Source organism: Micromonospora lacuserhaii, from assembly GCF_036902735.1.
In the GTDB taxonomy this organism is placed as follows: Bacteria; Actinomycetota; Actinomycetes; order Mycobacteriales; family Micromonosporaceae; genus Micromonospora.
Window position 1 is genome coordinate 16461 of the sequence record NZ_JBAKHO010000018.1, and the last position, 13571, is coordinate 30031.

General features: G+C 68.8%; 12 protein-coding genes and 1 pseudogene. 5 read left to right on the plus strand and 8 right to left on the minus strand.

What is annotated here, in order from left to right:
- Window positions 1–202: 202 nt before the first annotated feature.
- Window positions 203–352 (minus strand): hypothetical protein, encoded by a 150-nt coding sequence (locus V6U81_RS14550; RefSeq protein WP_334489430.1) that lies wholly within the window; start codon window positions 350–352, stop codon window positions 203–205.
- 255 nt (window positions 353–607) lie between these two features.
- On the opposite strand from V6U81_RS14550, the gene V6U81_RS14555 reads away from it, so the two are divergent.
- Entirely contained in the window at window positions 608–979 is a 372-nt protein-coding gene (locus tag V6U81_RS14555; RefSeq protein ID WP_334489432.1) for a hypothetical protein, read from the plus strand.
- Between the two features lie 176 nt (window positions 980–1155).
- Here V6U81_RS14555 and V6U81_RS14560 read toward each other — a convergent pair whose 3' ends face one another.
- The 5 genes and pseudogenes from V6U81_RS14560 to V6U81_RS14580 form a co-directional block, all read right to left on the minus strand.
- Entirely contained in the window at window positions 1156–1524 is a 369-nt protein-coding gene (locus tag V6U81_RS14560; protein WP_334489434.1) for a hypothetical protein, read from the minus strand.
- A 191-nt stretch (window positions 1525–1715) separates the two neighbouring features.
- Window positions 1716–2897 carry a low temperature requirement protein A gene (locus V6U81_RS14565; RefSeq protein ID WP_334489436.1) on the minus strand — a complete coding sequence of 394 codons (1182 nt, stop codon included), beginning with the start codon at window positions 2895–2897 and terminating at the stop codon, window positions 1716–1718.
- Between the two features lie 278 nt (window positions 2898–3175).
- The gene (locus V6U81_RS14570) at window positions 3176–3517 is read right to left on the minus strand and encodes a hypothetical protein (RefSeq protein ID WP_334489598.1); all 342 of its coding nucleotides are present in this window, start codon (window positions 3515–3517) and stop codon (window positions 3176–3178) included.
- Window positions 3518–3712: 195 nt separating this feature from the next.
- Window positions 3713–4129 (minus strand): annotated as a pseudogene (locus V6U81_RS14575) (transposase); the annotation flags it as partial.
- 28 nt (window positions 4130–4157) lie between these two features.
- Window positions 4158–5108 carry an NADP-dependent oxidoreductase gene (locus V6U81_RS14580; protein WP_334489438.1) on the minus strand — a complete coding sequence of 317 codons (951 nt, stop codon included), beginning with the start codon at window positions 5106–5108 and terminating at the stop codon, window positions 4158–4160.
- Window positions 5109–5704: 596 nt separating this feature from the next.
- Here V6U81_RS14580 and V6U81_RS14585 point away from each other — a divergent pair.
- Entirely contained in the window at window positions 5705–8002 is a 2298-nt protein-coding gene (locus V6U81_RS14585) for an SDR family NAD(P)-dependent oxidoreductase (RefSeq protein ID WP_334489586.1), read from the plus strand.
- Window positions 8003–8273: 271 nt separating this feature from the next.
- Here V6U81_RS14585 and V6U81_RS14590 read toward each other — a convergent pair whose 3' ends face one another.
- Window positions 8274–9596, minus strand: a complete 1323-nt coding sequence (locus V6U81_RS14590; RefSeq protein ID WP_334489440.1) for a hypothetical protein — start codon at window positions 9594–9596, stop codon at window positions 8274–8276.
- A 905-nt stretch (window positions 9597–10501) separates the two neighbouring features.
- Between V6U81_RS14590 and V6U81_RS14595 the strand changes: the two genes are divergently transcribed.
- The 3 genes from V6U81_RS14595 to V6U81_RS14605 all read left to right on the plus strand — a co-directional run bounded on the left by V6U81_RS14595 (window position 10502) and on the right by V6U81_RS14605 (window position 12758).
- Entirely contained in the window at window positions 10502–11080 is a 579-nt protein-coding gene (locus V6U81_RS14595; protein ID WP_334489443.1) for a DinB family protein, read from the plus strand.
- A 530-nt stretch (window positions 11081–11610) separates the two neighbouring features.
- Window positions 11611–11961, plus strand: a complete 351-nt coding sequence (locus V6U81_RS14600; RefSeq protein ID WP_334489445.1) for a hypothetical protein — start codon at window positions 11611–11613, stop codon at window positions 11959–11961.
- A 377-nt stretch (window positions 11962–12338) separates the two neighbouring features.
- Window positions 12339–12758 (plus strand): hypothetical protein, encoded by a 420-nt coding sequence (locus V6U81_RS14605; RefSeq protein ID WP_334489447.1) that lies wholly within the window; start codon window positions 12339–12341, stop codon window positions 12756–12758.
- A 348-nt stretch (window positions 12759–13106) separates the two neighbouring features.
- Here the strand turns inward: V6U81_RS14605 and V6U81_RS14610 are convergent, their stop codons facing one another.
- The gene (locus V6U81_RS14610) at window positions 13107–13514 is read right to left on the minus strand and encodes a hypothetical protein (RefSeq protein WP_334489449.1); all 408 of its coding nucleotides are present in this window, start codon (window positions 13512–13514) and stop codon (window positions 13107–13109) included.
- Between the last annotated feature and the right edge of the window lie 57 nt (window positions 13515–13571).

Consider the following 13571-nt stretch of genomic DNA (forward strand, 5'->3'; position numbering starts at 1 on the left):
ACGATGTCGATCCCTGACCACCGACTTTGAGAGACGTCGAGAGACGCTTCCGCAGGTCAGGCAGGGTTTGCGCAGGTAGGTCGAGGCGGGCAATATGATCTCGTAATGCGTAGGTCGACGGTTCGATTCCGTCAGGCGGCTCGGTACAGAAGCCCAGGTCAGAGACCTGGGCTTCGCCGTTTTCCGAGGTCGACAACCTCGCCTACGGCCGTGCAGTCCGCAGATAGTCCGCATCCCGCGCCGCGACCGCTTCGTCCAGCCGGTTGGCAACGGCGTCCAGGTCGTCACCGAACAGCCCCGCGTGCACGTCCAGCGTCATCGACGCCGAGGCATGCCCGAGCATCCGCTGCACCGCCTTGACGTTGGCGCCCGCCGCCACCGCCAGACTCGCGCCGTGTGCCGGAGGTCGTGCGGAGTCAGCCTGGCCAGCCCGATCGACGCTGCCGCCGGCGCGAAGACCCGCGACCGGAAGTTGGTGTTGCCGGTCCGCCGTTCGGCGCGGTGAACACCAGCGCGTCCCGACGCTTCCCGGCGACGTGCGCGGCCAGCTCGTCAACGAGGAACCGCGGAATCGGCACCGACCAGCCAAGCCGGCCGGCAGCGCGTCGTGATCGAGGTTGTGATCATCGCCTACCCTGGCTCACCGAAGGCGTTCGCCCGCTTTGGAGTCGTCATGCCCTTGCACATCCAGCAGGCTCTTGGCCTCATCGGATTCGGCCTGCTCCTTGGGTTCGTCGGCCTCGTCTGGGTGGCGAACCTCTTCGGTGTCGCAGACGAGCACGCCAGTCGGATCGCGCGGAGTTCATCGACTCGCCGGATGGCTCGCTTGGTGGAAGGTCGCGAGGTGCCCCCGGAGGAGATGAAGCGCCACGGCGGGATGGCCCTCGGCCGGTACATCTGGGGGATTGGGCTCATGCTCTTCGGCTCAATCTTCGTTGGCAATGGCGTTGTTGACCTGATCTCAGCAGCAGCCGAGTAACAGCACGCGGCCAATCGGGTGGCACAGCGCTCGACCCCTCACCAGGCGCCATCTCGGGGCTCCGCCCCGAACCCCGGCGCCCCGCTCCTTCATGGATGACAGATCAGGCTCGGAACGTGGGTGACACGTCCGGCTAGAACCCACGGATGGGCATCTCCAGACGAGCGGGACTCTGGTCAGCGAACGGACACGTCGCAACGGGCGACTTTCGTCGGATCCACGCGCTCCGGCAGCTCGGCGATACCGCGCGCGGTTGCTTGCTGGCCGGGCTCAACAAGGACCGACACGAGCGGCTCACCGAGTTTGGTCAGCCGAGATCCTGACGCGTCCTCCGCCCAGTAGAGCATCGAATGAGTTCCTGGGTACCCCTTGTCGTTGAAGACCACGGCGGTCACGACAACCGTGGAACCGCGGACGTCACACCCTTTGACGGCGGCGGACCCACGGATCTTCTCCTCGGTCGTCTCCCTGCGCGACAACCAGAAGAGGTAGATCGAGATGCCTGCGACCAGTACGGCAAGGAGGAGCGCGGCAACGCGCAACACACGACCTGCTAGAGCATGCGACGGGCCCGACGCCCGATCAGCAGCCCCGGGACTGGCTGAACCTGTCTGCGCCACGTTAGATCCCGCCTGTGAGGACGTGGGAAAGGGTAGACCGACGCCCGGTTCCATCCAATGTCGGGTCTCAGGACCTGCGTGACAGAACAGTCTCAAGACGTGAGTGACACTTTCGGCTAGCCGGGTGGTGACGGCGGCTCGGGTGGGCGTCCGCGGGCGCGGGCTGCGTCGGCGATGGCGATCCGGGCGAGGACCGCGATGGCGGCGATGGCGGCCAGTAGCGGCGGTACGAGGAGCATCGGCGGTGTCAGGGCGACCAACACGAGCAGTCCGATCACCCGGTCCCGGGACACGCGGCTGAACACCGCGTACTCGAAGAAGGAACGCCCGACCAGGAACAGCGCGGGCCCGCCGAGGATGACGGCGACCCAGGCCGGCCGTGTGTGCCCGAGTGGATGAGCGATGACGAGTTCGTCGCCCACCGCGGTCGCGACGATGCCGGCCATCATGAGCAGATGAGCGGTTAGCGCCGACAGGGCTAAGCGGTCTGGGTCGGGCGCCGCTGCGATGGCAGCCGGCAACAACACCCCCGAGCGGTAGATGTAGATCCGCCAGAACAGCACCGTGCCGACGAACGACACCATGAACGCCGCGGTCCGATCAGCCGCGAAGCCGCTGCCACTGAGGGTCAACGCGGTGACCAGGATCAACTCGCCGAGCGCGATGATAAAAAGCTGCCGGTACCGCTCGGCCAGATGCTCGGCCGCGATCGGGAACTCCGATTCGGGCGAGCGACCCAACCCCGGCGTGGGGAAGCGGAATCCGCGTGCCGTGTAGTCCACGGCCACCGCCAGCGTCCACAGCGCCCCGCGCGCCGCACCGTGCACGGCCGCACCCGCGATCCACGGCACCGCCGACACACCGAACCAGAACAGCACCCGGATGCTTCTGCGTTGCAACTCGTGGCCACGCAGGGCGAGGACGAGGAAGAGTTGGCGGCCGACATGGATGGCGACGTACGTGCCTGCGAAGACCAGGCCTCGCTCGCCGAACGCATCGGGCAGCGCGACCACCATCACCAAACTGCCGAGCATGCTCGCGGTCACCAGCAGCTGTATCGCCAACCGCTGCGGGTCGTACAGGTCGGTTATCCACGCCGTGATGGACCAGACCCACCACATCGCCAACAGCAGCACCAGCGTCTGGAAGCCGCCGCTCCACGTGAGATCCTGGATCAGCCCGTGCGAGAGCTGGACGAGCGCGACGACGAACACCAGGTCGAAGAACAGCTCCAGGAAGTTCGACCGCCGCGCCTCCCCGGGCTTTCGCAGCAGCTTGGCGCCGCTCGTCGTCATCATCCCGCCCGTTCTGCCGGCTTTGTCGGAGCCTTGAAGCATTCGTACCACGCGGCGACGTTGGCGAGGAGGATCTGCGGCCGCGGCCGCGTTACACGCGCGGCGACGGTAGAGGCCGGTCAGTTCCTGCTATCCGTCGCCGCCGGCTCGGATCAGACCGTCGACCTGGCCCAGGCATCGCGGCGGTGCTCCAGACGGCGGAGCGTCACCAAGGTCCTGATACCGATCTTTCACGCAAGTCCTGGAACCCGACAGGCCGGCCGCCGGCGAAGTGGACGCTCCTATTGTTCGTCAAGTGGCGTCGTGGGTGACTGGCTGAGCCCGTAGAGCTCGTTGAGGTCGAGCAGGTGGTGGCCGAGTACTGATGCTGTTCGAAGGTTGAGCACGAGCGCCATGAACACGTTCGGGGTCCCGCACGCGATGAGGACGTGCTGATGCGTCCCGTCGGGCATTTGCCAGACGTTAGTTACTTCCTCACGGCTGAAGTCGTGGCCGGCAAAGTGATCATGGGGGATAGCGTCGAAGTAGGACCAGAAGTCGAAGGGAGGACGTTCATCGACGTCGACTGGTGTTGGCGGTGTCCCGATCGTGGCGGTGAACTCGTCTGCCGTCAGTAGTCGCACCTGGTCATGGTGCCCGCTCTGTTGGGCTAGGTGCGAGGTGGGTGAAGGCTTCCCGCGCGATGTAGCGCTTGAGGCAGCGCATGATCTCGGTCTTGCTCTTGCCCTCTGCGGTCCGGCGGGTGACGTAGTCCTTGGTGGGTGGTGGCAGCGCATGCGGACGAGGGCGATGCGCCAGAGGGCGCGGTTGGCGTCGCAGTCGCCGCCACGGTGCAAGCGGTGGCGGTCGGTGCGTCCGGAGCTGGCGAGGATGGCGGCGACGCAGAGCCGGGCGAAAGCCGCTTCGGAGTGCAGTCGGTGAGGATTGTCGCCGGCGGTGACGAGCAGTTGTCCGGCGGTGTCGACGCCGACGCCAGGCAGCGCGACCAAATCCGGGGGCGGCGGAGGTGACGAGGGCGGCCAGGTGGCTGTCGAGGTCGTCGATCTCGGCCTGAAGACAGCAGCGGTGACAGCAACAGACCTCGACGAGGACGCGCGCTGGCGGAAGCGTGCGGACAGTCGTCCGAGGTCGCGAACGCGGACATCCGACGCCGGACGGCCCGCAGAGAGCTTGTAAGCGAGTAGTCCGGGCCTGCGGGCCGACCGGACCCCGTCACCGAACAGCGCGGGCCACACGTGCCCACAGCGGCACCGACTGCAGTGACTAGTCAGCGACGTGGATGACGATCTTGCCGCGGCGTTTGGCCGTCTCGAGCGCCTCGTAGCCGGAGCGCGTCTCAGTGAGGGGCAGCACGCGGTCCAGCACCGGCCTCAACCGGCCGTTGTCGACGAGCTCGGCGATGGAACGCAACGCGTTCTGGTCGGGCTCGACGATGAAGTAGACCCCGCGGACGCCGTGCCGGGCTGCTTCCTGCTGGTCGGGTGGGGTGACGAGGGTGACCAGGACACCGCCCGGTTTCAGGACCGACCAGGACCGCGACTGCGTGGCTCCCCCCACAAGATCAACAACCGCGTCCACGTCGCGAACGTGACCCTCGAAGCGGTCGTGCGCATAGTCGATAACCTGCTCGGCACCCAGACCCTTGACGAATTCCAGGTCGGCCGCCGCCGCCGTGGCGCTCACGCGAGCACCGAGACCGGCCGCGAGCTGCACCACGAAGATCCCCACGCCGCCGGCGCCGCCCTGCACCAGCACGTGCTGGCCGGCCTGCAGGTCAGCGTGATCCACCAGGGCCTGCCAGGCACTCAACGCAGCCAATGGGAGCGCCGCGGCGTGGTCGTGGTCAACGTTCGCGGGTTTGGCCGCCAGGACGGCCGCGGGCAGGGCGACGTACTCGGCCGCCGCGCCATCGCGGGTGAAAGGGATCAAGCCGTAGACGGCCTCCCCCACGGCGGGGCTCTCCACCCCCGCCCCGGACGCCGCGACGACTCCGGAGAACTCATGCGACGGGATGATCGGAGTGCGCTCAGGTCCTGACCCGTCCGAGCTGTACGTCCAAGTCTGCGGCCAGGTGAGCTCAGTGGGTGTCATGGAAGCAGCCTTCACGGCCACCAACACCTCACCAGGCCCCGGCTCGGGCCGCGGCGCCTCCTCGTACACGAGCTGCTCCGGCCCGCCTCTGGTGTGAGCTCTCACGGCGTGCATCGTGCTCATCCGACTACTGCTCCCTCCCGACCGTATTTCGATCAGCCCGCCGGCCGCCCCTTGGCGATAAACCGCAGGTCAACTCCCGCATTATCTGGCAGTTCGGCAGCCGCCTGTCGGACTTCCGTAACCCTTGCCCCTTCGGTGCAGAAGCGCGCTGGATCAGGGGCGCTCCCGGGCAGCAGCACGCGGCGGACGTCTGGCGGCGACCGCCGAAGCCAAGGCGTGAGGGTTGGCGCATCAGAACAGGAGCAGGATCCCGTCGAGCAGCCAAGCGAGCAGCCAAACCAGCGAGCATGACCGGACGACGGCGGACCGGGACGCCATGTCCGGCATGAGGACCAGGCCGTGGACCTGGTGGATTACATCGCCGCCTCCGGGTCGAGTCCTTGAACAGTCCTTGTCCCGTGCAGCGAACGCCTCGTCCAGCGGGTTGGCTGCTGATCCTCACGCCCAGGCCACAGCCATCCCGCGCCGACTCGGCTAAGAAGACAAGAACGGGTCAGCGGCGTCGTTGATGAGGTTGGTGGACCTATAGCGGTTCCAGATCTCATTGATCTTGACAGGTTCCGAGCTAACGCCACAATCATGCGATGGGCCGGCTCATGCATTGGGTGCGGATTGCTGCGGGTGTCACCGGACGTGGGGTGAGTCCTGACCGGCTGCGCGCGGCGGTCGCCGGTCGTACTGTCCTCGTGACCGGCGCGTCTGAGGGGATCGGCGCGGCGACTGCCCGCCGGCTGGCCGAGGCGGGCGCCGTTGTACTTCTTGTGGCACGCACGGCGTCGCGGTTGGAGCAGGTTCGGGACGAGATCGTGGCGGGCGGCGGCGTGGCGTACGTTCACCCCGCTGACCTCTCAGTACCCGCGGAGGCCGCCGCGCTGGCGAAGGAGTTGCTGACGCGGTACCGCCGGATCGATGTGGTGGTCAACAATGCCGGGCGGTCGATCCGCCGTGCGGTGGCCGACACCGCCGACCGGTTCCACGACCTCGAACGCACGATCAACCTGAATTACCTGGGGCCGGCGCAACTGCTGCTGGTGCTGCTGTCCGGCATGCGGACCACTGGCGGTGGGCACGTCGTGAACGTCTCGACGGCCGGACTCGCCATCAACGCCCCGCACTGGTCGGCGTACCACGCCTCGAAGGCGGCGTTCGACACGTGGCTGCGCACTGCCGCCGCGGAGCTGCGGCATGACGACGTCACCGTCAGCACCGTGTACTGCAACCTGGTACGTACCCGGATGCTTGCACCTACCGCGCACTACCGGCGTGCGCCGGCGATGTCGGCCGACGAGGCGGCGGGCATCGTGTGCCGCGCCGTCGCGCGCCCGCGGACCTGGTGGCCATGGTGGGCTCGGCTCGGTTCGGCGGCGGCGGCCGCGCTGCCCCGTGCGGTGGAGGGGGCGCTCGCCGCGGGGCTACAGGTGGTGGCGGCGACCGAACCGGTACGGGTCATGGTCGGCGCGGGCCTTCTGCGGCCGGGCCGGCTGGTGCGGTTGGCGCGGGCTGGCCGTCGCCACGGGCGTACCCTCGCCACGGCGGTCGCCGCCGGGTCGCCGACGGCGGTCGCCGTGATCGATGAGGACGGACCGGCCACGTACGGGGAACTCGACACGGCCGCCGGCAGGTGCGCGGCGGCGGCCCAGGCGACCCTCGGCGTACAGCCTGGTGACCGGGTGGGCCTCGCCTGCCGCGACCACCGCGGCTTCGTCGCGGCGGCGGCCGGCTTGGCCCGCGCCGGCGCTGACGTGCTGCTGCTGCCCCCGGACCTGCCCGCCGACCGGCTAACCGACCTGGTGACCCGGGAACGCCTGGTCGCGCTGGTACACGAGTCGGGCGCGCCGGCGTGCCGGGTGCCCGCCGTGCCGATATCCGTGCTGCTGGCTGGCGACCCGGCGACGTATCCGCCCCGCGGGCGCGGCAAGGGCCGGATGTCGGTGCTCACGTCCGGCACCACTGGCACCCCTCGCAGTGTGTCCCGACCCCTGCCGGTGCGCATGCTTCTCGGCCCGGCCATCACCCACCTGCGGCTCACCCCGGTCCGCCCTGGGGAACCGATCGCCGTAGCCGCACCGGTCCACCACGGCTACGGGCTGACGTACCTCTCGGCCGGCCTGACCCTCGGCGGCCCGGTGGTGCTGGTCAGCGGCCGCGACACGCAGGGCATCCTCGACGCGGTTGAGGAGCACCGCGCCCGGTTGCTTGTCGCACTGCCCATCCAGCTGCGGCGCATGTGCGACCTACCCGTGACCGATCGCCCCCCGCTTCGGCACCTGCGGGCGGTGATCAGCGGCGCCGCCCCTCTACCGGCCGAACTCGGCGAGCGGCTGCGCGGACTCTTTGGCGACCGCGTCTTCAACATGTACGCGACGACCGAGGCAGGCTGGGCCGCGATGGCCACGCCTACCGACCTGCGAGCCGCGCCCGGCACGGTCGGCCGGTCACCGCGAGGCGTACGACTGCGGGTCGTCGACCGCGCTGGCGCGCCCCTCCCACCCGGCCACGTCGGCGAGGTACAGGTCAGCGGATGGCAGCCGGGCGGAGCGTGGCTCGCCACTGGTGACCTCGGCCACCTCGACCTGGTGGACCGGCTCCTGCTCGACGGCCGGATCGACGACATGATCGTCTCCGGTGGAGAGAACGTGTACCCGGGCCCCGTCGTCGCCGTGATCACCAGCCACCCCGACGTAGCAGACGCCGTGCTGCGGCCGGTACCCGACGAGGAGTTCGGCCAGCGCCTGTTGGCCACGGTCGAGGTGCGTACAGGTCGCACGTTGACCGAGGCCAGCCTCCGCGAGTGGCTACGGCACCGGCTCACCCGCGCCGAGCTGCGTCGTGACATCGTCATCGTCGCGACGTTGCCCCGCTCGGCCACCGGCAAGCCGACCCGGGACCGGTAACCAAGTAGCCGCCCGGGTCCGACACCGTGACCATCAACGGCCGGGACGACGACGGGCGCGGCCTGCGGCTGGGCCATCCCGAGTGACGCCAGCCGGGCCAGGTCACGCCCCATGAAGTCCCTCGGCCCGAAAATCGGGCACAAAGCACCCGACAGCCTCCGCGACGTCCTGCGACAACGCGACCAGGTCGCCACCGAGGTCGAGAGGATCCTTGACGGCAGAAAGCAGGCCCGGGCGGAAAGCCCGGGCCTGCTCTGCGGGACCAGCACGTCTAGTCGACGAAGACCACCGCGCTCACCGCGCTCTGGAAGGAGGTCGCGGTGCCCGCATACGTCGCCCGCCAGTAGCCGGGGCCCGGCTCGTCGAGGAACGCCTCGAACGAATACCCCTCCGGGTTCGTCGGGTTGTACGAGATGTCGAACGAGCTGACCGTGTGCCAGCCGGCGGTGCCGTCCTTGGAGAACTGGATGTCGACCGGCATTTGTCCGGGCGTGGAGTTGTCCAGGAACTGCAGGTGCCCGTGCAGCCACACCTGGCCGTCCGCGCTCCGCTCGCCGAAGAAGTCGGTGAACTGGGTGCGGTTCAGCACGACCACCTGCTTGTCCACGTGGGTGACCGTGGTGACGAACGGGTCCGGGTTATAGGTGGAGACCCGCAGCGTCCCACCCCAGAACGGGCTGACCGTGACCTGGTACCGCCCCTGCCCGTCCGTGCTGGTGGCGCCCAGCAGCGTGCAGTAGTCGCGCGTGTCGCAGTACGAGACGTAGACCGGCGCATCGGGCATCGGCCGCCACTCCTGCGGCGTCTTCCAGCTCAACTCGCCGGTGAGAGTGACCTGTTCACCGTTGATCACGGTGTCGCGGTCGAGGTCCGCGGTGATCCGGGTGTCCGCCAGCCGGACCTCCGGGGCCTGGGTGTCGGCGTACGCCTGGAGGTAGAAGCGCCGCGAGTCGTCCCAGAGCGTGGTGAGGTAGCCGGCCTCGTCGGCGTACTGGACCTCCGTGGTCAGCTCGAAGTGGCCGACCTTTCCGGAGACCCCGTCGGCCGGGTTGCCGTACCAGGTGACGAACTCGATCGGGAAGTTCTCGACCGGCTTGACGTCGCCGGTGCCGGGCCACCGGCCCATCAGCCGACCGGAGGCGGTGACCTTTCGCTTGTCGTACGAGACGGTCCGGGTGACCTTGAGGTCCTTGAAGAACATCTTCACCATGTACGCCAGGAATCCGACCGACCGCTGCTCGACGTGCACGCCGTCGGCGTCGGTGATCTCCGAGTCCAGCCGGTAGGCGCCGAGCTCGGGAAGGATCACCGCGTCGTCCGCCTGCCACCAGCCGTTCTGCTCGGTGCCGTTGACCAGGTGGAACGAGTCGACGACGGCGACCTCCTGCTCGGTCGCCGGCGAGATGACGTGGATTTTGATGCTGGCGACCCCGGCGTCGGCGCTCACGCCGACCTGGATTCGGCCCAGCTCCTCCTCGACGCTGCTCGCCCAGAGCACCGCCGGCGCGGCGGACGCCGCCTGGGCCGCCGTCGGCGCGAGACCGGCGGCGGCGACGCCCACCGCGATCGCCACCGCAGACACGAATTTCCGCACTAATTTCCTCCCCGTGGAATGGATGGGCCCCGCCGGTCGAGTGGTCACGGCCGTGCGGGGAGAGGCCGACCCTCGGACCGGTCGAACGACGGTGCTGCCGGAGACGGCACATCCCTCGGGACGGCTCGTCGGCGAGCGCCCGCCGAACGGCCGGGCCAGCCAAGACGGTCGAATTGTGCCCGCCTGCCGTACGCTCCACAATCCTCTTTCGGGCCGACCCGGCGATCCGCCGTCACCGGCACGCCCTCCGCCCTCGCGCAGCGCCACGTGCGCCACCGCGAGCGCGCCATCCGATCAGACTTGCCGGCCTGCCGCGAACGCCGACGCGCCGCGGCCATCGGCCGGGTCGGCACCCGCACCACCTGGTGCCCGGCACGCGGCAAGTCGCCTTTCAGAGGAGGAGATCCGCTGTTCCCGTTCCATCAAGGCTTCGGGTGGGGGCAGATGCCAATCTGGTTGGTCGCAAGCCTGGTGTTGGGATTGCCTCTCGGGGGAGTGGGGCCACCATTCGGCGTCGGGGACCACTCGGCGTTCTCGCGGCCCTCGTCGCTCCCGTCGGTGCGGCGCTCAACATGGTGGTGCTGCCACGGCCGGCGGAGAGCCCTGTGGCGGAGTTGGTCATGCTGACCGTCTGGGGTGCCGCCGCGACGGCCACCGTTCTGGTCGTGGCATGTGCCGTCCGTGTCCGGCGGCGCGGTGATCGCGACTCCGGCGCCGTCGTGGCCGCCGGGGCCCTGGACGACCGCGTTGGTGGGGTCGTCAGCGGGTCATAGCCATTGCAAGAGCGAGGCGATCGTGACTGTGGCCTGGTATCGGGTCGGGTCTACTTTCGGTGCAGTTCGGCTCCGAGGCCGTGGGTTCGGGATGCCTGGTGCGGTTTGTTGGATGCTGGCACGATGTCCGCCATGACGATCTCCGACCCCAAGGCAGACCTGCTCGACTACCTGCAAGGGGCTCGCGGTGCGATGTTGTGGAAGCTCGACGGGCTGACCGAGTACGACGTCCGCCGCCCGCTGACGCCCACCGGGACCAACCTGCTGGGGCTGGTCAAGCATCTGGCACGTGGCGAGTTCGGGTACTTCGGCGAAACCTTCGGGCGTCCAAGTGACGCCGTCGCACGATGGCCGGAGGGCGAGCAGGCTTGGGATCCGTGGGCACTGCCGACAGAGTCGCGCGAGTCCATCGTCGGTCTGTACCGGCAGGCCTGGGTGCATGCGGACGCGACGATCGAGGCGCTGCCGCTGGACGCGGTCGGCCGGGTGCCGTGGTGGGGCGATGGCGGCGAGGTGACGCTGCATCAGGTCTTGGTCCATGTGACTGCTGAGACGCAGCGCCATGCTGGTCATGCCGACATCATCCGAGAGCTGATCGATGGCGCGGTCGGCCTTCTCAGCACGTCGACCAATATGCCGCCGCCGGATGCGGCGACATGGGCCGCCCATCGAGACATGGTGGAGCGGAATGCGCAGGAGGCCGCCCGATAACGGTCAGGGTCCACGTTGGACTGCCGAGGCACCGACTTTCGGCGAGAAGCAGCGCGACAGGACAGTCGCTGGGGTCTCACCAGCCACCGCATGACCCTGATGATCTGCCGCCGTTGCCGGTACGTGCTGCACTTCTATGACCGCAACAGCATTTTCGACTTCGACTGACAGCTCACGGATGCCGGGCCGATCGAGCGGCGGGGCTGACGGCGGCTCGACCCGCCTCGCGTAGCGAACGCGCCGCCGTCGAGCCCCGCCTTCCGATACCCGCAACCAGCGTCGACCTCACCCGACAGGTCCGCGCGGTGGGTCCGGCCATTGTGTCCCCACTTGCCACTTTCATCGGTCATCGAGGCAACCGGTGCCTTCACGGCGATTGAGCGCGGTATTTCCGGGCGGACAACGTCCGACGATGCGAGTGGTTAATCTCGGCCCGGATCCACGTACGGGGATGATCCACTTCCCGTCATGCTGCGCCGATCTCGGCCGGAAGGCGTCCCGCTGACGCCGCGACAAGTGGAAGGGAAACAATGAAAGCCAAGAGTCTGATCGGGAGGGTCGCGTTCGTCTCGGCCCTCGCCGGGGTGGCGAGCCTCTTCGCCGTCACGCCGGCCTCCGCCCACTGGACCACCTGGGTCAAGGACCGCAACAGCTGCCGGTACAGCGGCGGCACGGTGACCGACCACAGCTACGCGTGGACGGAGAAGCAGTTCGGTAGCTGCGCCGGCCACGCCTGGCTCTACACCAAGACCAACAAGGGCGTCATCTGGTCGGGCGACAGCGCGTCGCTCGTCGGCCACTACGCCCCCTCCGGGTCGTACTTCACCCTGGTCGGCCACAAGTCCCAGTCGGGCGAGAGCTACACCTACTACAGCCACTAGGTGAGCCGGGCGAGGGGTGGCGGTCACCCGGCACCCCTCGTCGTGCTGTCGGGCGGCCCGGCCGTGGTTCTCGGGCATCCAGTCGGCGGTCCTTGGGTGCAGATCCCGTCCGGTGCCGGGACAGCGGCGGGCACGCGGTGGCCAGACCGGCGCTGCCGGGCATGGCAGTGGGTGACGTTGTTTCGATCAGGTAGGTGGGCGTGAAGACTCTGCGGAATCCTGGACCGGTAGCTGTCGTCCTGGCTCTGGTAGCCGGTGGTCTGCTGGTTGGCTGCTCCTCCCGGTCCGACGCGGGGGAGCGAACCCGAGACGAGGCCGCCGCGTCGCCGACGGCCGCCGCGTCCCCGGTCGCCACCGACAGCGTGGTCTCGGTACGGATGACCAGGGCGGAATACGAGGTCGCGGTCGGTGAGCTGAAGAGCTGCCTGACCCGGTCGCAGGTCGAGCTGGTCAACGAGGGGTGGGACCCGGTCGATCAGCAGGGCATGCTGCTCGGCTACCGGGCTCCCCAGTTGGCGGACGAGAAGGTTCTGGAGGTCGCCCGTCAGTGCCGGGCGGCCCACTTCGACGTCGCGGCGGCCCGGTTCCGCCGGGACAACGCGCCCCGCATGGAGCCGCCTCTGATGAAGGCCGTGCAGGCCTGCATGAAGGACAAGGGGTTCAAGGTCACCGGCCGTGAGGAGAACCCGGACGACCTCGTCGCCGCGGCTCCCAAGGACAAGATCTGGGAGGTGGCCGACTGTGTCCGGCTGAGCAGTCGGAAGCTCTATCCCGACAAGCCCGTCGAATTCCCCTGACGTTTCTGGCGGGCGACCGCGAGGCCGGGCGCTGGGCCAAAACCGCCGGTTCGTGCCGCGTCAGGGCTGACGCGCGCTGCGTCGCACCCGTACGTGCAGGGTGGCCAGGAGAGCGGCGAGCACCAGCGAGACGACAGCCAGGGCCACCGTGCCCCACGTCGCGACTCCGTTCAGCGACCCCGCTCAGGGTGAGCACCGCGATCGCCTGTTGGGTCAGGAACAGGCCGACGCAGGCACTCAGCAGGAGCGTCTCGGCGACCCCCTGCGCGCTGTAGACCCGGGTGCGCATGATCGGTGGGACGTGGGCGCCGGCCAGTTCCCGCTCGCCGTACTCTCCGGTCTCCCGGTTCAGGCCGGCGAAGAGTCTCTGCCGCAGCAGCCGAAGCTCCCCGTCGTAGAGCGGATGACCGCGCCCAACTTACGGACCGCCGCATAGATGGCGAAGCTGATGACCATCAGGATGAAGCAGAGCAGCGCTCCGCCGAGGACAAGCAGGTCGTCGTCCCTGCGACTCAGGGCCGCGACGCTGGTGAGGAGGCCCGCCGAGGCGAGCAGAGCGGTGAAGAAGAAGCCCAGGTAGTGGGCCCGCTGCGTCTCGAGATGGCGGTGGTGCTGCCAGTTCTGGCTGCTCTCGTGGATCAGGGCGGCGCTGATCAGACGATCCCGCTCCGCCCGGTGCCCGGAATCTGCCATGGCCGCCTCATGCATCGATGAGAACAGGTGACGGCAAGAGGTGGCGACGCTGTCGATCGGCATCGGGCACGCGTACGGCGGGCGGCCGTGGCCACCCGCCGTACCGGTCGTCTCCGTTCG

What these genes read in the sequence shown, in the direction of transcription:
- V6U81_RS14565 (WP_334489436.1), bottom strand. Translation starts at nt 2,897, where the DNA reads ATGATGACGACGAGCGGCGCCAAGCTGCTGCGAAAGCCCGGGGAGGCG.
- V6U81_RS14580 (WP_334489438.1), bottom strand. Translation starts at nt 5,108, where the DNA reads ATGAGCACGATGCACGCCGTGAGAGCTCACACCAGAGGCGGGCCGGAG.
- V6U81_RS14585 (WP_334489586.1), top strand. Translation starts at nt 5,705, where the DNA reads ATGCATTGGGTGCGGATTGCTGCGGGTGTCACCGGACGTGGGGTGAGT.
- V6U81_RS14595 (WP_334489443.1), top strand. Translation starts at nt 10,502, where the DNA reads ATGACGATCTCCGACCCCAAGGCAGACCTGCTCGACTACCTGCAAGGG.
- V6U81_RS14600 (WP_334489445.1), top strand. Translation starts at nt 11,611, where the DNA reads ATGAAAGCCAAGAGTCTGATCGGGAGGGTCGCGTTCGTCTCGGCCCTC.
- V6U81_RS14605 (WP_334489447.1), top strand. Translation starts at nt 12,339, where the DNA reads ATGACCAGGGCGGAATACGAGGTCGCGGTCGGTGAGCTGAAGAGCTGC.
- V6U81_RS14610 (WP_334489449.1), bottom strand. Translation starts at nt 13,514, where the DNA reads ATGCCGATCGACAGCGTCGCCACCTCTTGCCGTCACCTGTTCTCATCG.